Here is a 21,810-nt window from a genome sequence, read left to right as displayed (position 1 = left end):
CACTGGCCGGACGGGCTCGCCGGCCAGCTGGGCGCCGCTACCCCGGCAAGACCGGCAGCGCCCCGGGTGTCGCCAGGCCCTCCACAATCGACCAGCTCTGCTCGTTTTCAGCGGCCGAAGTCGACAGCTGGGCCACCCCACGCGGGCCGGCCACGTACACCGTCGACGGGTTGGCCGCCACCGTGAACACCGGAGCCTGCAAACCACGGCTGGGCGCATCGGAATTCACCCCGTCCAGGTTCACATACGACACCGGATGAGCCGCATCGGTGCGGCTGACCACCATGTCATCACCGGTGCGCCACGACAGCGACACCACCGAAAAACCCAGCCCATAACCCAGCCGCCGCGGATAGGTCAGGGCGAACTCGCCCGGCTGCCGCTGCTCGACACTGGCCAAGATCACCTGGCCCCCGATGACCATCGCCGCCCGGGTCGCATCCCGTGACAGCTGCAACTCGCTGATCGCACCCGGGAAGCGGCTGGACACCGCCGTAGAATCCACCGGAACGCGCACCGGCTGCCCGGAGGCCGGCTCCTGGATAGCGCGCAGCACGGTGGTTCCGTCGGCCACCACCCACGCCGCGTCATCAAGCGCCCAGCTGGGTCGCGATAGGCTGCGCCCGTCGGCGGCCGGCACCGCCTCACCCCCCAGATCGCCGATCCACAGCGTGGCCGCCATATCCGGGGCGCCGGGATGCTGCGTCACCACCGACGCCACCCGGCGCCCGCTGCGCGACAGCGCGGCGCCGGTCTGATCCGGCATCCGCCCCAACTCTCCCGGCACCGGGGCGGAATGCTGTCCGTCCAGCGCCACCAGCGACCCGTCCACCAAAGCGTGCACCCCGGCGCTTTCGCCGGCGGCCACACCCGGATCAGTGGCCGCGACATCGGAGGTGGTCCACCCGTCGGCGAACCTGTCATCCAGGGGAGCACCATCAGCGTTGATCACATATGGACCCTTGATGTCCGCCCTGGCCAGCGTCCAAATGATCTGCGCGGCAACCAATTGCCTGCTGTGCGGATCGGTGGTGGACAAGTTCTGCAGATCGATCCTCGCGCCGGCGTAACCACGGCCGACGCCGGTCTTGCCGCCGTCGGCCCGGGTAACCGGGCCGCTCAAGCGCAACGGCGGCGCCAGCAGATTCAGCACCGCGCGCGCCAACTCGGGACGCGGACCTGCGATCAGCTTCGACACCAGTTCGGTAGCCAGTTGATTGTGGTCGGCTACCGCGATATAGCGCGGGTCGGGAACCATGGTTTTGCCGGTCGGGTCGACGAAGTACAGCATGTTGCGCTTGTAAGTCGCCTGGAATTGCCGCCAATCCAAAAACACCCCGTTGGGCAGGCGATTGATGCGCCAGCCGCCGGGCGTCTTGACCAATTCGATCGGCCCGGGATCCGGTAGTGCGCCCTCGGCGGTCTCAAAGACCCCCATATCCGATAACGAGCCCAGGATGTCGGCCCGCATGGTGACCGAAATCCGATCCGCACCACGGGTTTCGACGAACACCACGTGATCGATCAGCGTGGCGCTGCCGCCGTCGTCCCAGGCGCTGGACGCCGACTGGGTCAGAAACTGGCGGGCTGCTAGGTGGCGGTTGGCCGGATCGGCTGTGGCTTTGAGGAATTCGCGCAGCAGCTTATCGGGATCCATGCCCGAGGCCGGTTTAGGCAGATTCGACGGGGCTGTTTTCTCCACCGTACCGATGGCCTGCGGTGCCGACATGCTGGGCACCCCGGCGCAGGCAGCGAGTAACACCCCCAGGAGCAGCACGGCCAGCCGCCGCATCACCCACTCCTTTCGGCGTGCTCACGCTGGAGTTGCGGATACCGTTCCGGTGCAATCGGTTTCAACGGTAACGGGCTGGTGGTGACCTTGTGCCCGCGAACCAACGGCAGCGTCAACCGGAAACAGGAGCCCTTGCCGGGCTCGCCCCAGGCTTCGAGCCGGCCCTGATGCAATCGCGCGTCTTCGAGGCTGATCGCCAAACCCAGACCGGTGCCCCCGGAGCGCCGTACCCGCGACGGGTCGGCACGCCAGAATCGGCTGAACACCAGCTTCTCCTCGCCGGGCCGCAGCCCCACCCCGTAGTCGCGCACGGTGACCGCGACGGTGTCCTCGTCGGCGGCCATCCGGATTCGCACCGGCTTGTGCTCGGCATGGTCGATGGCGTTAGAGATCAGGTTGCGCAAGATACGCTCCACCCGGCGCGCGTCGACCTCGGCGATCACCGCGGTTTCGGGCAGATCCACGATCAGCTTGACGCCGGCGTCGGCGGCCAGGTGGCCCACACTGGTCAGCGCGCTCGTCACGGTAGCACGCAGGTCGACCGACTCGACGGACAGCTCGGCCACGCCCGCGTCATGCCGCGAGATTTCTAGCAGGTCGTTGAGCAGCGCCTCGAACCGGTCCAACTCGCTGACCAGCAGTTCAGCGGACCGCCGCAACGCCGGGTCAAGGCTTTCGCTGTGGTCATAGATCAGGTCGGCGGCCATCCGCACGGTCGTCAGCGGGGTGCGCAACTCGTGGCTGACGTCGGAGGTAAAGCGGCGCTGCAGGTTGCCGAACTCCTCCAGCTGGGTGATCTGCCGCGACAAGCTTTCCGCCATGTCATTGAACGACAACGCCAACCGGGCCATGTCGTCCTCGCCGCGCACCGGCATCCGCTCAGACAAATGTCCCTCGGCGAATCGCTCAGCGATCCGGGATGCAGAGCGCACCGGCACCACCACCTGACGCGATACCAGCAGCGCGATACCCGCGAACAGCACCAGCAACACCAGGCCGCCGGTGACCATGGTGCCGCGCACGAGCGCGATCGTGGCCTGCTCGTTGTTCAGCGGATAGATGAGGTACAGCTCCAGGTTGGCCACCCGCGACCGCGTCGGGGTGCCGATGATCAACGCCGGTCCCGAGAAGCCCTCGGTGCGCACCGTTGCGTACTGGTACGCCACCTGCCCGGCCTTGACGAAATCCCGCAGTGTAGCCGGCACCTGATCGATGGGCCCGGCCACGGCGGCGGCCCGCGGGCCGTCACCGGGAACCACCAGCGCCGCGTCGAACGCACCCGCAAGACCGGCGCCCAGGGCCGGATCGGTCTTCGATGTCAACGTGTTGCGCGCGAGTTGGAGGCTGCTGTCCAGGGAGCGCGCCTCTTCGCCGTTGACGATGCCGCTCACCGTGTTACGCGCCCGCTCGATCTGCTCGATTGCGGCCTTGAGCTTGATGTCAAGCACACGGTTGGTGATTTGGCTGGTCAGCACGAAGCCGAGCACCAAAATCACCGCGAGCGAAAGCCCTAGGGTCAGGGTCACCACTCGTAGCTGCAACGAACGACGCCAGGCAACACCCACGGCTCGACTCACCGCAGTTAGAGCACGGGTGAGCGGTGCCGAGCGGCGGTGAATTCGTCGCCTCGAGCCCAGGATCACTGGCGCCGCTCCTCAGCAGGGCCGCGCCCGGCATCGTCGCCGGCGCGGATCACTGGCGCCGCTCCTCAGCAGGGCCGCGCCCGGCATCGTCGCCGGCGCGGATCACTGGCGCCGCTCCTCAGCAGGGCCGCGCCCGGCATCGTCGCCGGCGCGGATCACTGGCGCCGCTCCTCAGCAGGGCCGCGCCCGGCATCGTCGCCGGCGCGGATCACTGGCGCCGCTCCTCGACAGCGCCGCGCCCGGCATCGTCGCCGGCGCGGATCACGGCGGTCCGGCCTTGTAACCCACTCCTCGAACGGTCAGCACTACCTGCGGGTTCTCCGGATCTTTCTCGACCTTGGCCCGCAACCGCTGGACATGCACGTTCACCAAACGGGTGTCCGCGGGATGCCGGTAACCCCACACCTGTTCGAGCAGCACATCACGAGTAAACACCTGGCGGGGTTTGCGTGCCAGCGCCACCAGCAAGTCGAATTCCAGCGGCGTGAGCGAGATCTGCTCGCCATTGCGGGTGACCTGATGGGCCAGCACGTCGATGTCGACATCCCCGATCGACAGCACCTCGGCGGGCTCGTCGTCGTTGCGCCGCAGCCGCGCGCGCACCCGGGCGACCAGCTCTTTGGGCTTGAACGGCTTCATGATGTAATCGTCGGCGCCCGACTCCAGTCCCAGCACCACGTCGACGGTGTCGGTCTTCGCCGTCAGCATCACGATGGGAACACCGGAATCCGCCCGCAGCACCCGGCAGACGTCGATGCCGTTCATGCCCGGCAACATCAGGTCCAGCAGCACCAGGTCGGGGCGCAATTCGCGCACCGCGGTGAGCGCCTGGCTGCCGTCGCCGATGACCGCGGTGTCAAACCCTTCGTTGCGCAGCACAATGGTCAGCATCTCGGCCAGCGAGGCGTCGTCATCGACGACCAGAATTCTTTGCTTCATGGTGTCCATGGTGTCACCAGTTCGCGACAAATCTGAGGTATCACACGCGCGTTTCTTGAGCGGCGCCGGCAAACTTTCACCCGGCGCTTTCCCGCGGCGCCTTCCCGTAGCGCCGCGCCGGCAGTCCCCGCGCTCAGCCGGTGATCAGGGTGGCGGCCAGCTGGCGGGGATCCACGCCGGCGTCGACGACCACCCATCGTCCGCCCCATCCGGCGGCCGCCAGCCCCGCGTACACCGCGCCGGCGCGCCGTTGAAGTTCGTCGTCGCGTTCGTAGCTGTCGCGGGCACGCCCGGCGTCGAGCCGGGCCCGGCGGCGTGCCTGCTTCCGGGCGAGGTCGGGGGAAACACCGAGCAGCACTTGGCAATCGGGCTGCGGCACACGCAGCCGCTGATACTCGATCGCGTATACCCAGGCCGCCGCCTCGCCCGTCGCGTCCTGGTGCAGGCGTGCGGCGCTGTAGGCCGCGTTGGAGGCCACGTAGCGGTCGAGGATCACCACGTCGTGGTCGCCGCACAGCCCGCCGATCTGCTCCTTGGCGCCCACCCGGTCGAGCGCAAACAGCAACGCCATGGCATACACCGACGACGCCAGGTCGCCGTGCTGGCCATGCAGCGCTTCGGCGGCGATATCGGCCACCACTGACTCCCCGTAGCGCGGAAACGCCAGCGTGGCCACCGAGAGCCCGTGGGCTTCGATAGCTGCGGCTAAAGCGTGACAGAGCGTGCGCTTTCCGGCCCCGTCCACCCCCTCGATGGCGACCAGCACGGCGCGAGCCTATCGCCGCGTCGCACGCCTGGCGGGAAATCGGCCGTTAGTAGCGGTAGTGGTCGGGCTTGTAGGGGCCATCGAGGTCGACGCCGATGTAGTCGGCCTGCTCCTTGGTGAGCCTGGTCAGCTTGCCGCCGAGCGCCTCGACGTGCACCCGGGCCACCTTCTCATCGAGGTGCTTGGGCAGCCGGTAGACCTCGTTGTCGTACTTGTCGTTTTTGGTCCACAGCTCGATTTGGGCGATCACCTGGTTGGAGAAGCTGTTGCTCATCACAAACGACGGGTGCCCGGTGGCGTTGCCGAGGTTGAGCAGCCGGCCCTCGGAGAGCACGATGATCGACTTGCCGCTGTCGGGGAAGGTCCACAGGTCGACCTGGGGACGGATGTTCGTCTTGGTGGCGCCGGAGCGCGCCAGGGCGGCCATCTGGATCTCGTTGTCGAAGTGCCCGATGTTGCCCAAGATCGCCTGGTTTTTCATCGCCTTCATGTGCTCCAGCCTGATGACGTCCTTGTTGCCGGTGGCGGTGATGACGATGTCGGCCTCGCCGATCACGTCCTCGACGGTCTTGACGTCATAGCCGTCCATCAGCGCCTGCAGCGCGTTGATCGGGTCGATCTCGGTGATGGTGACCCGGGCGCCCTGGCCCTTCATCGACTCCGCGCAGCCCTTGCCGACGTCGCCGTAGCCGCAGATGAGCACGTTTTTGCCGCCGATGAGCACGTCGGTGCCGCGGTTGATGCCGTCAATCAGCGAATGCCGGCAGCCGTATTTGTTGTCGAACTTGGATTTGGTCACCGAATCGTTGACGTTGATCGCCGGGAAGGGCAGATCCCCGCTGGCCGCGTACTGGTAAAGCCGGTGCACGCCGGTGGTGGTCTCCTCGCTAACGCCCTTGACCGACTCGGCGATCCTGGTCCATTTGGTCTTGTCGGTCTCGAAGCACCGGCGCAGCCGGTTCAAGAGCGCCGTGAGATCGGCTGGGTCGTCTTCGTCGGCGGGGGGCACCACGCCGGCTTTTTCATATTGCCTGCCGCGCAGCACCATCAGGGTGGCGTCCCCGCCGTCGTCGACGATCATGTTGACCGGCTTGTCGGGGTCGGGCCAGGTCAGCGCCTTCTCGCAGGCCCACCAATACTCGTCGAGGGTCTCGCCCTTCCATGCGAACACGCTGACGCCGCGGGGCTCCTCGGGGGTGCCGTGCGGACCCACCACCACCGCCGCGGCGGCATGGTCCTGGGTGGAGAAGATGTTGCACGACGCCCATCTGACTTCGGCGCCCAGCTCGACGAGGGTTTCGATGAGCACCGCGGTTTGCACCGTCATATGCAGCGAGCCGGAGATGCGGGCGCCCTTGAGTGGCTTGGCCTCGGCGTACTCGCGGCGCAGCGACATCAACCCCGGCATCTCGTGTTCGGATAGCTGAATGTCGCGGCGCCCGTAGTCCGCCAGTGACAGGTCGGCGACCTTGAACTCGATGCCATTGCGAATATCGGCGGCGGGTGGCTTTTCCGTGATCGTCATCCTGTGAGCCCCATCTTCGTCGATTCAACTGCTTAGCTCCGCTCCACGTTAGTCGCGGTGTCACGGGGGGGTGCAACCCGGCCAGTTAGACGCAGCGCACCGGTGATCCATCCTGCGGCCCACGGCCGTGCCGATCCGCCGTCGAGCTCGGCCACCGGGTGCGAAGCCTGTCCGGCCCGCGATGCTGCCGCGGGCTGAAATCTTTGCCCGCCAGGGCAATACACCAAGCCACGTAAAGGATTTACGGGGAAGCGACCCGGGATCCGGGGTGTTGCCCGGCATGCGATCCGGCATTGGATCTGGCATCGGGTCCGGCATCGGAATCGGCCCGGTGGCCGGCCAGCACCGAGTGCCGGCGGCCATAGCCAACGTAGATCACGACTCCCGCCGCCATCCAGACGGCAAACCGCAGCCAGGTCAACCCGGTCAGGTTGAGCATCAGCCACAGGCACGCGCCTATCGATGTGATCGGCAGCAACGGCACCCAGGGCGCCCGGAAACCCCGCTGCAGGTCCGGCCGGGTGCGGCGCAACACGATCACCCCCGCCGACACCAACACAAACGCGAACAGCGTTCCGACATTGACCATTTCCTGCAGCCTGCCCATCGGCAACGCCAACGCCGCCGTGGCCACCGACAACCCCACCAGCGCGGTGATCCGCACCGGCGTGCCGCGCGGGCCGGTCTTGGCCAGCTGCCGGGGCAGCAGTCCGTCACGTGACATGGCAAACAGCACCCGGCACTGCCCGAGAATCAGCACCATCACCACCGTTGTCAACCCCGCCAGCGCCCCGACAGAGATGACGCCCGACGCCCAGTGCACCCCGTCAACGGCGAAAGCGGTGGCTAGGTTGGCGTGCCGGCCGTCCGGGGTGGTCCTGAGGTCGGTGTAGGGGACCATGCCGGACAATACGACCGAAACCGCGACGTAAAGCACGGTGACGATTCCCAGCGTGGCCAGGATTCCCCGGGGAAGGTCGCGTTGTGGACACCTGGTTTCTTCGGCCATGGTCGCCACGATGTCGAACCCGATGAACGCGAAGAACACGATCGACGCCCCCGCCAGCACGCCATACCAGCCGTAATGGCTGGTATGCGCACCGGTCAGCAGCGAGAGCACCGACTGATCGACACCTGTTCCGGCCCGGCCGGCCCGCGGCGCCGGGATGAATGGTGAGAAGTTTGCGGGCTTGACGTAAAAGGCGCCGACGATGACGACCAGCACCACCACCGAAACCTTGATCGCGGTGACCACCGCGGAAACGTTCGACGACAACTTGGTGCCCAGCGACAGCAGGCCCGTGACCAGAGCGACGATCAGCAGCGCCCCCCAATCTGCCGTAAATGAGCCGAAAGTGATTGTGGCGTGCATGAATCCGAACACTGTGCCGAGGTAGCTCGACCAGCCTTTGGCCACCACGGCCGCGCCCATCGCCAGCTCGAGCACCAGGTTCCAGCCGATAGTCCAGGCGAAGAACTCACCGAAGGTGGCATAGGAGAAGGTATAGGCGCTGCCCGCGACCGGAACGGTCGAAGCGAATTCGGCGTAGCACAGGGCCGCCAGTCCGCAGGTCACCGCGGCGATCAGGAAGGATACCCAGATGGCGGGCCCGGTGATATCACCTGCGGTCGACGCGGTGACCGTGAAAATTCCGGCCCCGACCACCACGGAGACCCCGAACACCACAAGGTCGCGCCAACCGAGCTCCTTGCGCAACCGGGTGCCCGGCTCGTCGGTATCGGCGATCGACTGCTCGACCGACTTTGTGCGCCAGCGACCGGCCATCCACCGTCCCCTCTATCGCCTGTCGGCACAGTACCGAGTACTCTCCGGGGATGCGCGGGGAAGGCACACGGTCACACGCAGTCGTGATCGGCGCCAGCATCGCGGGCTTGTGCGCCGCGCGGGTGCTCTCCGACTTCTACGACCAGGTGACGGTTTTCGAACGCGACGAGCTGCCGAACACACCCGCCAACCGGGCGGCGGTCCCGCAGGGCCGGCACCTGCATTTGTTGATGGCGCGCGGCGCGGTGGAGTTCGACGCGCTGTTCCCCGGACTGCTCCAGGAGATGGTCGCCGCGGGGGTGCCGATGCTGGAGAACCGGCCGGACTGCATCTACTTCGGCGCAGCCGGCCATGTCCTGGGGACCGGACACACCCTGCGCGACGAGTTCACCGCCTACGTGCCGAGCAGGCCCCATCTGGAGTGGCAGATCCGGCGCCGGGTCGCCGGCATCGCCAACGTCGATATCGTGTGGCGCAGCGTCGCGGAGCCCCAGTTTGACGCGGCACGGCAGCGGGTGAGCGGCGTGGTGCTGGACTCGACACACGGCGAGTTCATCGCCGCCGATCTCGTCGTTGACGCGGCCGGCCGCGGTACCAGGCTGCCGATGTGGTTGGCGCAGTGGGGGTACGGACGGCCGCGCGAGGACACCGTCGAGGTCGGCATCGGTTACGCCAGCCATCAGTTCCATCTGCCGGAGGGCCTGATCGCCGAGCGGGTCGTCGTCAACGGCGCGTCCCGCGAGCAGCCGCTTGGGCTGGGCATGCTGGGCTATGAGGACGGCACTTGGGTGCTGACCACTTTCGGTGTGGCCAAAGTCGAACCGCCGCAGACGTTCGCCGAAATGCGCCTACTGGCCGAAAAGCTGCTGCCCGCCCACTTCACCGCTGCTCTGGAGCAAGCCGAACCCGTGGGCGAGGTGGCCTTCCACCGCTTTCCGACCAGCAAATGGCGCCGCTACGACAAGCTGGACCGCTTCCCGGCCGGGATCGTGCCGTTCGGCGACGCGGTGGCCAGCTTCGACCCCACTTTCGGGCAGGGCATGACGATGACCTCGCTGCAAGCCGGCCATCTGCGTCGAGCGCTGCAGGTTCCGGGCCGCGACCTGGCCCGTGAACTGAATCGGGCCACCGCCAAAACCACCTACCCGGTGTGGCTGATGAACGCCATCGGCGATCTCACATTCCACCACGCAACCGCGCCCGCGCGCTGGTGGTACCGCCCGGTCGGTGATTTGTTCGACCAGTTCCTCGGTGCCGCTGAGAGCGATCCGGTTCTGGCCGAATGGTTTTTGCGTCGGTTCTCGCTTCTGGACAGCCTGTACATGGTGCCGTCGGCGGGGCTGGTCGCCCGGACGATCCGCCACAATATGCGGCTGTGGCTCGGTGAGCGCCGGCAGCTGCTCCGCGAGCGCCGCCAGGCACGGCGCGGCCGCTACCGCGTTGCGGCGCGATCCAGGTCGGGCTCGATATAGATGACCCGGGCGGCGGGTATCGCCGCGCGGATGTTGGCTTCGGCGGCGTCGATAACGGCGGCCACGGTGGCCAGCTGCACTTGGGGAGCCAGCGCGATCTTGGCCCCGACGAGCATCTCGTCGGGGCCCAGGTATTGGGTGCGCAGATGGATGAGGCGATCGACGTGCTCGGTTTGCTCCAGCGCCGCGCGGATAGCCCGGTCTTCGGCCCTGGTGGCGCCCTCACCGATCAGCAGACTGTGCATCTCGACCATGAGAATGACGGCGATCACCCCGAGCAGCCCCCCGATGCCGATCGTGCCGACACCGTCCCACACCGGGTCACCGGTAAGCGCCGCAAGGCCCACCCCGACCAGTGCGAGCGCCAAGCCGATGAGCGCCGCGGTGTCCTCCAGCAACACCACCGGCAGCTCGGGGTTGCGGGAGCCGCGGATAAACCGCCACCACCCGTCATTTCCCTTCAACGGCCGCGACTCGAGGACCACGGTGCGAAAACTGTAACTTTCCAGCGCGATTGCCACCACCAAGATCACGATCCCCACCACGGGTGAGCTCAGCGGGGCGGGGTGGGCGATCTTGCGGTAGCCCTCATAGAGCGCGACGGCCGAGCCGACCGTGAACAGCACCAGGGCGACCACGAAGGACCAGAAGTAGCGATTGCGCCCGTAGCCGAAGGGGTGCAGGCTGTCGGCCTGCTTGCCCGCCGCGCGCTGGCCGAGCAGCAGCAGGCCCTGATCGGCGGTGTCGGCCAACGAGTGCACCGACTCGGCCAGCAGCGCCGAGCTGCCGGTGATCAGGTATCCGGCGAACTTGGCGAGCGCGATGCCGGCGTTTGCCGCCAGCGCTGCCATGATGGCCCGCTTGCTACCGGAGGTCGCCACGCCCGCTCCCCGCGCTCACAGGCCCACGGTTGCCCGGAACACCTGGGCCGGCCGGTCCGCCAGTAGCCGGATCGGCCCGTCGTCGGCCGGCACCCAGGCGGCCATGCCGCGGTGCAGCGCGAGCATCCCGGACTTCCCGCAGACCGTCACGCGGCCCTCGGCGCACAACAGGATCTGCGGGCCGTCGTGCCGCGACGGCGCGTCGACCTCATGGCCGAGGTTGTCACCGTCGAGGGCCAGCAGCGACACCGCGAACTCCTCAACCGGCGTGTCGTAGACCAGCGCGAGCCCGTCTCGGTGTGTCGGCACCCGCAGCTGGGCCTCGGTTGTGGGGGTGAAGTCCAGCACCCGCAGCAGCTCGGGCACATCGACGTGCTTGGGGGTTAGCCCGCCGCGCAACACATTGTCGGAGTTGGCCATCACTTCGAGCGCTACCCCCCGCAAATAGGTGTGCAGGTTGCCGGCCGGCAAGAAGATCGCCTCTCCGGGGGCCAGGCTGATGCGGTTGAGCAACAGCGCCGCCAGCACACCGGCATCACCGGGATAGCGCTCCCCCAGTTCCAGCACCGTCTTGGCTTCCGCGGCGAACCGCGTTGCCCCCGAACTGACATAGTGGATTGCGCCGTCGAGCACGGCGGGCACCAGCACATCGATGTCGGGCTGTGGAGCGGTGATCCACGTGGTGAACAACGCGCGCAGCCCGTCGGCGTCGGACTGACCGCTCAGCAGGTCGATGAACGAGTCGAGGTCTGAGACCGCCAACGCCTGCAGCAGCTCCACGGTGCGCCCCGCCGGCCGGAACCCGGCCAGCACCTCAAACGGTTGCAGCGCGATCGCCAACTCGGGTTTGTGGCTGGTGTCGCGGTAGTTGCGCTCCGGCGAGGTGACCGGAATGCCGAGCTGCTCCTCACGCTGGTAACCCTCCCGCGCCTGCTCCGCGCTGGGATGGGCCTGTAGCGACAGCGGCTCCTCGGCCGCAAGCACCTTGACCAGGAAGGGCAGCGCGTCCCCGAACCGGGCCCGCACCGCGGTGCCGAGCTGTCCGTCGGGATCGGCGGCAAGCGCGTCCAGCAGCGATGTTTCGCCGTGCTTCGTCTCCAGCCACGCCGGATCCCCGGGATGCGCACCGAGCCACAGTTCGGCCTCGGGGTGAGCCGCCGGCACCGCTCGCCCGGTGAATTCGGCGATTGCGGTCCGCGAGCCCCAGGCGTAGGTCCGTATCGCTCCGCGTAGCAGTTCCACTATTTTGTTATCCCCGCACCAGTCGCAAGTAAACCGCGGCCATTTCCAGCCGAAGGGCCAAAATTGCCAGCTGCTGCTCGGCCCGTCGGGCACCCGGCGACGTTGGCGCACTGCCGGGTGTCTCGGACGAATCGGGCACATCCTCGGCCCCGATGAGGTCCACGTTGTCGAGCCCGGCGACCCGCGCGGCCACCACCGTCCGTTCCCCGGGCAACGTCAAAGCCAGCACCCGCAGCCGCTCGGGCAGCGGACCGTCGATCTGCTCGTCGTGAAACAGCGCATCCGCGCCGGTGGGCCCGGACATCGCTGAGGAGCGCAACGCCGCCACGGCATCCACCAGCCCGGCCGCGGCCGCCACCTGATGCGCAACCCGCAGCAAAACCGAGCACCCATGCCGGGCCAGGGCCAGCGTGGCAGCGCTGTCGCCGACCAATGCGACCCGCCGGCCGGACATGCGCTCGGCGAGCGTCTTAGCCGGGTTGGTGAACAGTTCGCGGCCGGCGCTGTTGCGCAGCGCCTCGGCATCCAACTGGTCGGCCAGGCCCGCCAGGTCGGTGCGCAGCTTAGCGTCCACGCTTCCCAGCGCTGCCAGGCCGGCGGCCAGATACCGGCACAGCCCGAATTCGTCGTAAACAGGCAGTCGCGGCGATAGCACCGCGACGCGGCCGGCCGCCGTGTCGCGCAGCGGACCTTCGTAGGGGGCCACCACGACCACCCGGGCGCCACGACGCACCCCGGACGCGGCCGCACCGACCAGCGCGGGGTCGCCCGGGTCGTCGCCGGCGACGATCAGCACGTCAAGCGTCCCGAGCCACGGCGGTGCTTCGGCCGTGACAACGATCGGCTCGTCGGCCAGACCGCCCAATGCCGCGGCCAGCATGGTACCGGCGGTCTCGGCGGTGCCACGGCCGGCCACCCAGGTCACGGTGCGCGGACGGCCCTGGTCGCGCACCGAGTCCAGAGCACCCTCGTCGAGCGCTGCCGCGGTGGCGCGCACCTGCGCGCCCGCGCTCGACGCGGCACGCAACAGCCCGTCACGGTCGGCGGCGATCAAGCCCTGGGTGTCATCAAGGTCGATCACGGCATGAATGGCGTTCACCGGCGCGCCCTTTCGCGCGAGTGTTCGCGCACGGCGCCCGCCGCAACGAGCTGCCCGGCGACTTGCCGCACCACCGCCTCGACCTCCCTGGCGCTGCGCCCCTCGACATTTAACCGCAGCAGCGGCTCGGTGTTGGAGCTGCGCAAGTTGAACCAGCTGCCCTCCCCCACGTCCACGGTCAACCCGTCAAGGTCATCGACCGCGCGGATCCTGGGGGCGAAGGACCGCAGCACCGCGTCGATCGCTGCGGGCGCGTCGGCGACGGTGAAGTTGATCTCGCCGGAGGATTCGTAGCGTTGGTAAGCGGCGGTCAGCTCCGATAACGGCCGCTGCTGCTCACCAAGCGCGGCCAGCACATGCAACGCGGCCAGCATCCCGCAATCGGCACCCCAGAAATCGCGGAAGTAGTAGTGCGCGGAATGCTCGCCACCGAAAATCGCGCCGGTTTCGGCCATCAGGGTCTTAATGTACGAGTGCCCGACACGGGAGCGCACCGGTATGCCACCGCGCTCGCGCACCAGTTCGGGCACCGCGCGCGAGGTGATCAGGTTGTAGATCACGGTCGCACCGGGCTCGCGGTCCAGCTCGCGCGCGGCGACCAGGGCGGTCACCGTGGACGGCGAGACCGGCCGGCCACGTTCGTCGACCACAAAGCACCGGTCGGCATCCCCGTCGAAGGCCAGCCCGACGTCGGCGCCACTTTCTTGCACATAGGCCTGCAGATCCGCCAGGTTCGCGGAGTCGAGCGGGTTGGCCTCATGGTTGGGAAACGTGCCATCAAGTTCGAAGTACAACGGCAGCACGGTAATCGAATCGATCGCGCCGAACACCGCCGGGGCGGTGTGACCGGCCATCCCGTTGCCGGCGTCGACGGCCACCCGGAGCCGACGCAGCCCCGATAAATCCACCAGCGAGCGCAAAAACGCTGCGTAGTCACCCAGCACGTCGCGATCGCTGAGGTGCCCGGGCGGCCCGTCATATCCGGGGACACCGGCGATCAACTCGTCACGGATTGCGGCCAGCCCGGTGTCCTGACCCACCGGCTTGGCGCCCGCCCGGCACATCTTGATGCCGTTGTAGGCCGCCGGGTTGTGGCTGGCGGTGAACATCGCGCCGGGGCAATCCAGCAGCCCCGAGGCGAAATACAGCTCGTCGGTGGAGGACAGGCCGATGCGCACCACGTCAAGGCCCTGAGCGATCACCCCGCCGGCGAAGGCTTCGGCCAGCGACGGCGAGCTGTCTCGCATGTCGTGGCCGATCACCAGCCGCCGCGCACCCTCACCGCGCACCATCCTGGCGAACGCGCCGCCGATGTCCGCGGCCAGCGCCTCGTCGATCTCCTGACCGACCAGCCCACGCACGTCATACGCCTTGATCACGTGGTTGACAGCCGCGACGGGCCGAGACATACCAGGCTCCTACGAGGTGGATTCTTGGCACCCAAGCCTAGTCGTTGCCTACCGGGTTGCCCGTCGCTGCGCCAAAGCCCTGTGAGTTTCCGCCGCCCCGCTGTCAATCGGGGGGATCGGGCAGCACCCGCAGATGGCCTCGCCGGCGTCCGGCGCGGCCGGAGCGCTGCTCGGGCGGGGTGTTCCGGCCGGCACCCGGCAGGCTGGTGCGGGCACTGGCGGGCCGGCCGCCTGAATCGCTGCCGGCGCCCGCTGGATGCGGGGCATTACCGTTGGCCGGCCGGGGGACCGGCAGCCGGTCCCGTCCCTCGCGCACCGCGTTCGCGAGCGCGACCAGGTCGTCCTCATCGGGATTGGTGGGCAGCGGGCCGGGATGGCGGACCAGCTCCCAGCCACGTGGCGCAGTGATCCGGCCGGCGTGGCCCACGCACAAATCCCAGGAATGCGGGTCGCGCGCGGTGGCAAGCGGACCGATCACCGCTGTGGAATCCGAATAGACGAACGTCAGCGTCGCCACCGCGTAATGCGGACACCCGGGCCGGCAACAGCGACGGGGAACGGTCACGACCGAAGGCTATCGTCAACAACTGGCCCGCCAGCGCCGGACACGCGCACTGCCCCGGGGCGCGATGTTCAACCGTTACCATCGATCGATGGGCGATACGCGTGGCTTCCGGCGACGCGGCTGGTCGCCAGGCAGGTCGGCGTCGCGCCGGGGCCGTGATATGCGGGGGCCGCTGCTTCCGCCAACGGTGCCCGGGTGGCGCAGCCGGGCCGAGCGGTTCGACATGGCCGTGCTGGAGGCGTACGAGCCCATCGAGCAGCGCTGGCACGAGCGGCTGTCGGAACTAGACATCGCGGTCGATGAGATCCCTCGGATCGCCCCTAAGGATCCCGAGAGTGTGCAGTGGCCGCCCGAGGTGCTCGCCGACGGGGCGATACCACTGGCCCGGTTGATCCCCGCGGGCGTCGACGTCCGCGGTAACGCCACGCGGGCGCGAATCGTCTTGTTCCGCAAGCCGATCGAGCGGCGCGCCAAGGATACCGTCGAACTGGGTGAATTGCTCCATGAAATCCTGGTGGCCCAGGTAGCCACCTATTTAGATGTCGAGCCGTCGGTTATCGACCCGACGATCGATGAGGACGGGAGCTGATCGCCCCGCTCTTCCGCGCCGCTGAGCGCGCGGACCTTTTGCCCCGCGCCCCGCCCCCCCGGCACCCCGTTGTCGTTGTCGCGCCGGCTAGACGACGCCGCGCTTGAGCCGGCGACGCTCCCGCTCGGAAAGACCGCCCCAGATGCCGAAGCGCTCGTCATGCGCCAGGGCATATTCCAGACACTCGGCGCGTACCTCGCAACCAAGGCAGATCTTTTTGGCCTCGCGGGTGGAGCCGCCCTTTTCGGGAAAGAACGCCTCGGGGTCGGTTTGCGCGCACAATGCCCGGTCTTGCCATTGCTCCCTGGTTACCGGCACCCGCGGAAATAGCTCGGGTGCATCGGCAACCAAACTCAAGTGCGGCCGCGCCATTGGGGTTGTTCTCGCGGTGCCGGCATTGGCGCGCGGGGTGCCTCCCACTACGCCCCGCAGGTGCTCACAGGACATCTCCGACTCCTCACCTGGTTGATCGTGAATGTCGCCCGCTGTTGTGATGTGACTGTTGTGATGTGGCTGGGGTCTGCGACCATCTCAATTTTCGAACGTGTGATCGAATCTCGGCTGCGACAAGGCGATTGATCGACGCCGGGAAATGACACTCATGTGATTACACACGCGTAAGCAGCCGTGGTCAAGAGCCGGAATGCAATTTCATACCATCTCGTGATCAAAATTTGGCGCTTCTGCGGCGGTTTGGCTCACGGCGTGTCGCACCGGGCTGGGGTAGCCCTCTCCTTCGCACCGGCAGCTGAGGCCGGGCCCATGGCCCAGACCCGCGGCCGCACCGACTCCGCGTACTGTCTGCGGTGTGAAGGTCACGGTTCTGGTCGGTGGCGTCGGCGGCGCCCGTTTCCTGCTCGGGGTGCAGCGCCTGCTCGGTCTGGGTCAGTTTGCCTCGCAACACTTTTCGGGTGGTGACCACGAGTTGGCCGCTATCGTCAACGTCGGCGATGACGCCTGGATCCACGGGCTGCGCGTCTGCCCTGATCTGGACACCTGCATGTATACCCTCGGCGGCGGCGTCGACCCGGAACGCGGCTGGGGCCACCGCGACGAAACCTGGCACGCGATGGAGGAACTGGCCCGCTACGGTGTCCAACCCGACTGGTTTCACCTCGGCGATCGCGATCTGGCAACTCATCTGGTGCGCACCCGGATGCTGCGGGCCGGCTACCCACTGTCCCAGGTCACCGCGGCGCTCTGCGACCGCTGGCAGCCGGGGGCACGGTTGCTGCCGGCGAGCGATGATCGATGCGAAACCCATGTGGTCATCACCGACCCTGCCGATGACACGCAGCGGGCAATCCATTTCCAGGAATGGTGGGTGCGCTACCGCGCCCAGGTGCCAACGCACAGCTTCGCCTTCATCGGTGCTAAAAAGGCCAGCGCGGCAACCGAATCAGTGCAAGCCATCGCCGAGGCCGACATCATCTTGCTGGCGCCGTCGAACCCGGTGGTGAGTATCGGCGCCATCCTGGCCGTCCCCGGCATGCGAACGGCGCTGCGCTCGGCCGCCGCCCCGATTGTCGGTTACTCGCCGATCATCGGAGGAAAGCCGTTGCGCGGCATGGCTTACGAGTGCCTTACCGCAATCGGCGTGGAGTCCACCGCGGAGGCGGTAGGCCGGTATTACGGCGCCCGTAGCGACACCGGGATCCTGGACTGCTGGCTGGTGCACGACGGTGAGGACGCCGAGATCGCCGGTGTCGCGGTGCGATCGATTCCCCTGCTGATGACCGACCCGGAAGCGACGGCCAAGATGGTGAGCGCCGGCCTGGAGCTTGCCGGGGTGGCGGCGTGAGCGTCCGGGGCCCGGTGGTGCCGCCAGACCATGGGGCCGGCTCGCCGGTCGAGATCCTTCCGGTGGCCGGGCTTCCCGAATTCCGGCCCGGCGACGACCTCGCCGCGGCCCTCGCAGCGGCCGCGCCCTGGCTGCGCGACGGCGACGTGGTGGTGGTTACCAGCAAGGTGATCTCCAAGTGCGAGGGCCGGCTGGTACCGGCACCCAAAGACGCTGCGAAACGAGACCGGCTGCGGCGCAAGCTGATCAACCAGGAGTCGGTGCGGGTGCTGGCCCGTAAGGGGCGAACCCTGATCACCGAGAGCCGTCGCGGTGTGGTGCAGGCGGCCGCCGGAGTGGACGGCTCCAACGTCGGTGCGGGCGAGCTGGCTCTGCTGCCCGTCGACCCGGATGCTAGTGCCGCGGCGCTGCGCGCCGCCCTGCGTGAGCGGCTCGGCGTCACGGTCGCCGTCGTGATCACCGACACCATGGGCCGCGCCTGGCGCACCGGCCAGATCGACGCCGCCGTCGGCGCCGCCGGTCTGGCCGTGCTGCACAGTTATGCGGGTGCCCTCGACCGGCACGGAAACGAGTTGCGGGTCAGCGAGATCGCCGTCGCCGACGAGATCGCGGCCGCGGCCGATCTGGTCAAGGGCAAGCTGGCCGCCGTGCCGGTGGCTGTGGTGCGCGGGCTTAACGGCCACATCGTGGCCGACAACGGCTCCACGGCGCAGGACCTGCTGCGGCCCGGCGCCGAGGACCTGTTCTGGCTGGGCACCGCCGAAGCCCTCGAATTGGGCCGCCGGCAGGCCCAGCTGCTGCGCAGGTCGATCCGTCAGTTCGACGACCGGCCGGTGCCGGCACACCTCGTCGAGGCCGCCGTTGCCGAGGCCTTGACAGCCCCGGCCCCGCATCACACCCGCCCGGTGCGGTTCGTGTGGCTGCAGACACCCACGGTCCGCACCCGGCTGCTGGACGCGATGCGCGCCAAGTGGCGATCCGACCTGAGCGCTGACGGCCGGCCCGCCGAGGCCGTGGAACGGCGGGTGGCGCGGGGCCAGATCCTCTACGAGGCACCCGAAGTCGTTGTCCCGGTGCTGGTCGCCGACGGCGCGCACCGCTACCCCGATGCCGCTCGCGCCGCCGCCGAGCACACCATGTTCACGGTGGCGGGGGGGGCGGCCGTGCAGGCCCTGCTGGTCGCGCTGGCGGTGCGTGGACTGGGCAGCTGCTGGATCGGGTCGACCATCTTCGCGGCCGAGGTGGTGCGCGCCGAACTCGGCCTGCCGGGCGACTGGGAACCGTTGGGCGCCATCGCGATCGGCTACCCCCACGAGCCGGCGCAACCACGGGACCCAGTCCCGGTCGCCGATCTGCTGGTACGCAAATGACGTACGCAAATGACGCACCAGCCCGCCTGGTTTTCCGCGCGACTCACACGTCGCTGGAGTAGCGGATACCGCCGTCGGGAATAACGACCCCCGGCCATACCCGGGCGCCATACAACAGCTCGCAGCGGGCGCCGATATCGGCGCCGTCGCCGATCACACCGTCACGGATCAGTGCCCGCGGACCGATACGGGCGCCGAAGCCGATGATCGACCGCTCGATCACGCTGCCGGCCCCGACCCGCACACCGTCGAAGATCACCGCACCGTCCAACCGGACACCGGGACCGATCTCGGCGCCCCGCCCGACAGCCGTCCCGCCGATGAGCACCGCTCCCGGGGACACCGCCGCCCCTTCATGCACCAACTTCTCACCGTGCTGACCGCGCAGGGCCGGCGATGGGGCAATGCCGCGCACCAAATCCGCGGAACCCCGCACGAAGTCCTCCGGCGTGCCCATGTCCCGCCAGTAGGTGGCATCCACATAACCGCAGATCTTGACCCCGTCGCCGAGCAGCGCCGGGAACACCTCGCGTTCCACCGAGACCTCGCGGCCCCGGGGGATGCGGGCGATGATCTCGCGGGAAAAGACATAGCAACCCGCATTGATCTGGTCGGTCGGCGGATCCTCCGTCTTCTCGAGAAACGCAGTGACCCGGCCATTCTCGGTGGGCACGCAACCGAAAGCCCGGGGGTCGGAAACCCGTGTCAGGTGCAACGTGACGTCGGCCCGGCTGCTGCGGTGGTACTCGAGCAGCTGGCCCAGATCCAGGCCCGAGAGCACGTCGCCGTTGAACACCATCACGGTGTCGTAGCGCAGCCGCTCAGCGACGTTGGCGATGGCGCCGCCGGTGCCCAGCGGGTGCTCCTCGGTCACGTACTCGATCTGCAGGCCCAGCTTGGACCCGTCACCGAGCTCGGCCTCGAACACCGCGGGCTGATAAGACGTGCCCAGCACCACGCGCTCGATACCGGCTGCGGCGATGCGCGCCAGCAGGTGCGTCAGCAACGGCACCCCGGCTATCGGCAGCATCGGCTTGGGCGCCGACATCGTCAGTGGCCGCAGCCGGGTGCCCTTGCCGCCGACCAGGACCACCGCATCAACCTCGGGGTGGCTCACGGTGTCCGCCGCCTTTCCGCCCGGCCGCGCCGCGACCTGCGCACCATCAACCACGAGCGCGCCATCAAACCTGCCCGCATCGTCCAGCGCAGCGGCGCGCGCCACCAACCGGAATGCCGGTCGGCGAGGAAAATATAGGTGCTGCTGTGATGGGCCACCAGGTTACTGGCCGGATCGCGCCGGGTGACGTGGCCCTTATGGTGCAGCACCTCAGCGGAAGGCACGTAGACATTCAGCCATCCCGCTTTGGCCAGCCGGTCGCCGAGGTCGACATCCTCGAAGTACAAAAAGTAGCGCTCGTCAAAGCCGCCGACCTGATCGAAGGCCGCGCGGCGCACCAGCAGACACGATCCTGACAGCCAGCCGACCGGGCGCTCACAGGGCGCCAGGCACTCCTGGCGGTAAGCCCTCGACCACGGGTTGCCACGCCAGATCGGGCCGATCACCGCGTGCATGCCACCGCGGACCAGGCTGGGCAGCTGCCGTGCCGAGGGATACACCGACCCGTCGGGCTCCCGGATGAGCGGACCCAGGGTGGCCGCCCGGGGCCAGCGGGCGGCGGCGTCCAACAGCGCATCGATACTGCCCGGGCCCCACTGGACGTCCGGGTTGGCCACGATGACCCATTCGTCGCTGACCTCGCCGTCTTGGGCCAGCTGGCGGATCGCGCGGTTCACCGCCGTTCCGTAACCGAGGTTGGCCCCGGTGTGCAACAGCCGCACCTCGGGGTAGCGCTCCAGGGCCGCCTGCGGGGCCCCGTCGGTGGAGCCGTTGTCGGCCAGCAGCACTTGCAGCGGCCGTTCGGTGGCCAGCGACAGCGATGCCAGAAAGCGCTCCAGGTGCGGGCCCGGGGAGTAGGTCACCGTCACCACCGGCAGGATGTCACTCACGCGTAGAGGGTAACGGTCTCGCGGCCAGGGCTGCGGCCAACGCGTCCCGCCACGGCCGAAGCGGCGTCAGGCCCGCCTGCGCCGACAGCCGGGTTGACAACGCCGTGTAGCGCGGCCGGGGCGCCGGCCGCGGCTTATGGTCGCTGCTGACCGCCAGCACCCGCTGCGGGTCGGCCCCGAGCTCTTCGAACACCGCGCGGGCCAGGCCGAAGCGGTTGACCACCCCCTCGTTGGCGATGTGCAGGATGCCCGTCGGCGCGCGCCCGACGGGCCCTTCGACCACCTCCAACAGCGCCGCGACCAGATCCGCGACGTAGGTTGGTGAGCCGCTCTGGTCATCGACCACCTCCACGGTGCCGTCACCGGCGGCCAGCCGGCGCATGGTGGCGACGAAGTCGGTGCCGCTCCCCCCGGTGTAGACCCAGGCGGTGCGCACCACGGTAGCGTCCGGAAGCTCTTCCAGAACCGCCACTTCGCCGGCGAGCTTGGTACGACCGTACACATTCAGCGGCCCGGTCTGGTCGCCGGGCTCATACGGGCGGGGCGGCTGGCCGCCGAAGTCGCCGCTGAACACGTAGTCGGTGGAGATGTGGATCAGCCGCGCGCCGGCGCGCGCGCAGGCGCGGGCTAGATGTCGGGGGCCGGCCGCGTTGACCGTATACGCCCTCGCCGGCTCGCTCTCGGCGGCGTCGACGTCGGTGTAGGCCGCGCAGTTGACCACCACGTCGCCGGTCCGCACGATACGCTCGGCGACGGCCGGGTCGGTGATATCCCACTGCGCCGAGGTCAGCGCCAGCACATCGCCGCCCCGGCCCGCGGCCGACGCCGCCAAAACGCTCCCGACCTGCCCGCCGGCGCCGGTGATCACGATCCTGCGGGAGAGGGTCATGAGTCTTGAGTCTGGCACGCCGAACCCTCGTCCCC

The 21,810-nt window shown here is 68.4% G+C and carries 19 protein-coding genes; 4 read left to right on the top strand and 15 right to left on the bottom strand.

Translation table 11 applies throughout. The features are described from left to right. Window positions 1–37: 37 nt before the first annotated feature. The 6 genes from lpqB to MSM1_RS12105 form a co-directional block, all read right to left on the bottom strand. Window positions 38–1,792 carry an MtrAB system accessory lipoprotein LpqB gene (lpqB, locus tag MSM1_RS12130; protein ID WP_213442471.1) on the bottom strand — a complete coding sequence of 585 codons (1,755 nt, stop codon included), beginning with the start codon at window positions 1,790–1,792 and terminating at the stop codon, window positions 38–40. Next, window positions 1,792–3,435, bottom strand: a complete 1,644-nt coding sequence (mtrB, locus tag MSM1_RS12125; protein ID WP_213442469.1) for an MtrAB system histidine kinase MtrB — start codon at window positions 3,433–3,435, stop codon at window positions 1,792–1,794. Before mtrB ends, lpqB begins: the two co-directional genes overlap by 1 nt. 261 nt (window positions 3,436–3,696) lie before the next feature. Continuing rightward, window positions 3,697–4,383, bottom strand: coding sequence for a two-component system response regulator MtrA (mtrA, locus tag MSM1_RS12120; protein WP_213442467.1), 687 nt, complete (start codon window positions 4,381–4,383; stop codon window positions 3,697–3,699). A gap of 124 nt (window positions 4,384–4,507) precedes the next feature. Further along, window positions 4,508–5,140, bottom strand: a complete 633-nt coding sequence (locus tag MSM1_RS12115; RefSeq protein WP_213442465.1) for a dTMP kinase — start codon at window positions 5,138–5,140, stop codon at window positions 4,508–4,510. A 46-nt stretch (window positions 5,141–5,186) separates the two neighbouring features. Continuing rightward, window positions 5,187–6,665 (bottom strand): adenosylhomocysteinase, encoded by a 1,479-nt coding sequence (gene ahcY, locus MSM1_RS12110; protein ID WP_213442463.1) that lies wholly within the window; start codon window positions 6,663–6,665, stop codon window positions 5,187–5,189. A 241-nt stretch (window positions 6,666–6,906) separates the two neighbouring features. Continuing rightward, a complete protein-coding gene (locus tag MSM1_RS12105; RefSeq protein ID WP_213442461.1) occupies window positions 6,907–8,451 on the bottom strand; it encodes an amino acid permease in 1,545 nt (514 codons plus the stop codon). A 50-nt stretch (window positions 8,452–8,501) separates the two neighbouring features. Here MSM1_RS12105 and MSM1_RS12100 point away from each other — a divergent pair, with 50 nt between their 5' ends. Then, the gene (locus MSM1_RS12100) at window positions 8,502–9,923 is read left to right on the top strand and encodes an NAD(P)/FAD-dependent oxidoreductase (protein ID WP_213442459.1); all 1,422 of its coding nucleotides are present in this window, start codon (window positions 8,502–8,504) and stop codon (window positions 9,921–9,923) included. On the opposite strand, the gene MSM1_RS12095 is transcribed toward MSM1_RS12100, so the two are convergent. From MSM1_RS12095 to MSM1_RS12075, 5 genes are all read right to left on the bottom strand, one after another. Next, on the bottom strand, window positions 9,884–10,804 hold the full coding sequence (locus tag MSM1_RS12095; protein ID WP_213442456.1) for a cation diffusion facilitator family transporter: 921 nt from the start codon (window positions 10,802–10,804) through the stop codon (window positions 9,884–9,886). The two genes, MSM1_RS12100 and MSM1_RS12095, sit on opposite strands and share 40 nt — an antisense overlap. 15 nt (window positions 10,805–10,819) lie before the next feature. After that, window positions 10,820–12,046, bottom strand: a complete 1,227-nt coding sequence (manA, locus tag MSM1_RS12090; protein ID WP_213442454.1) for a mannose-6-phosphate isomerase, class I — start codon at window positions 12,044–12,046, stop codon at window positions 10,820–10,822. A 7-nt stretch (window positions 12,047–12,053) separates the two neighbouring features. After that, window positions 12,054–13,145, bottom strand: coding sequence for a TobH protein (locus MSM1_RS12085; protein ID WP_213442452.1), 1,092 nt, complete (start codon window positions 13,143–13,145; stop codon window positions 12,054–12,056). Then, a complete protein-coding gene (locus tag MSM1_RS12080; RefSeq protein WP_213442450.1) occupies window positions 13,142–14,554 on the bottom strand; it encodes a phosphomannomutase/phosphoglucomutase in 1,413 nt (470 codons plus the stop codon). Before MSM1_RS12080 ends, MSM1_RS12085 begins: the two co-directional genes overlap by 4 nt. 103 nt (window positions 14,555–14,657) lie before the next feature. Beyond that, window positions 14,658–15,119, bottom strand: coding sequence for a DUF3499 domain-containing protein (locus MSM1_RS12075; protein ID WP_213442447.1), 462 nt, complete (start codon window positions 15,117–15,119; stop codon window positions 14,658–14,660). Window positions 15,120–15,279: 160 nt separating this feature from the next. Here MSM1_RS12075 and MSM1_RS12070 point away from each other — a divergent pair, with 160 nt between their 5' ends. Continuing rightward, window positions 15,280–15,708, top strand: a complete 429-nt coding sequence (locus MSM1_RS12070) for a metallopeptidase family protein (protein ID WP_213442940.1) — start codon at window positions 15,280–15,282, stop codon at window positions 15,706–15,708. Between the two features lie 87 nt (window positions 15,709–15,795). On the opposite strand, the gene MSM1_RS12065 is transcribed toward MSM1_RS12070, so the two are convergent. Beyond that, the gene (locus tag MSM1_RS12065) at window positions 15,796–16,155 is read right to left on the bottom strand and encodes a WhiB family transcriptional regulator (RefSeq protein ID WP_307857369.1); all 360 of its coding nucleotides are present in this window, start codon (window positions 16,153–16,155) and stop codon (window positions 15,796–15,798) included. A gap of 361 nt (window positions 16,156–16,516) precedes the next feature. On the opposite strand from MSM1_RS12065, the gene cofD reads away from it, so the two are divergent. Continuing rightward, window positions 16,517–17,509, top strand: coding sequence for a 2-phospho-L-lactate transferase (cofD, locus tag MSM1_RS12060; RefSeq protein ID WP_213442445.1), 993 nt, complete (start codon window positions 16,517–16,519; stop codon window positions 17,507–17,509). Between the two features lie 14 nt (window positions 17,510–17,523). Next, a complete protein-coding gene (locus MSM1_RS12055; protein ID WP_213442936.1) occupies window positions 17,524–18,879 on the top strand; it encodes a coenzyme F420-0:L-glutamate ligase in 1,356 nt (451 codons plus the stop codon). A 43-nt stretch (window positions 18,880–18,922) separates the two neighbouring features. Here MSM1_RS12055 and MSM1_RS12050 read toward each other — a convergent pair whose 3' ends face one another. From MSM1_RS12050 to rfbD, 3 genes are read right to left on the bottom strand one after another with little or no spacing between them, the layout of a single operon-like run. Next, the gene (locus MSM1_RS12050) at window positions 18,923–19,996 is read right to left on the bottom strand and encodes a sugar phosphate nucleotidyltransferase (protein WP_213442443.1); all 1,074 of its coding nucleotides are present in this window, start codon (window positions 19,994–19,996) and stop codon (window positions 18,923–18,925) included. Further along, window positions 19,993–20,868, bottom strand: a complete 876-nt coding sequence (locus MSM1_RS12045) for a glycosyltransferase family 2 protein (RefSeq protein WP_213442935.1) — start codon at window positions 20,866–20,868, stop codon at window positions 19,993–19,995. The genes MSM1_RS12050 and MSM1_RS12045 overlap by 4 nt, the downstream gene beginning before the upstream one ends. Before the next feature lie 10 nt (window positions 20,869–20,878). Then, entirely contained in the window at window positions 20,879–21,775 is an 897-nt protein-coding gene (rfbD, locus tag MSM1_RS12040) for a dTDP-4-dehydrorhamnose reductase (protein WP_213442441.1), read from the bottom strand. Window positions 21,776–21,810 lie beyond the last annotated feature (35 nt).

The sequence above is a fragment of the Mycobacterium sp. SM1 genome, from assembly GCF_018361265.1.
GTDB lineage: Bacteria > Actinomycetota > Actinomycetes > Mycobacteriales > Mycobacteriaceae > Mycobacterium.
The sequence above is the reverse complement of the archived record's forward strand: the minus strand, read 5'-3'. Positions and strand labels throughout refer to the sequence as shown.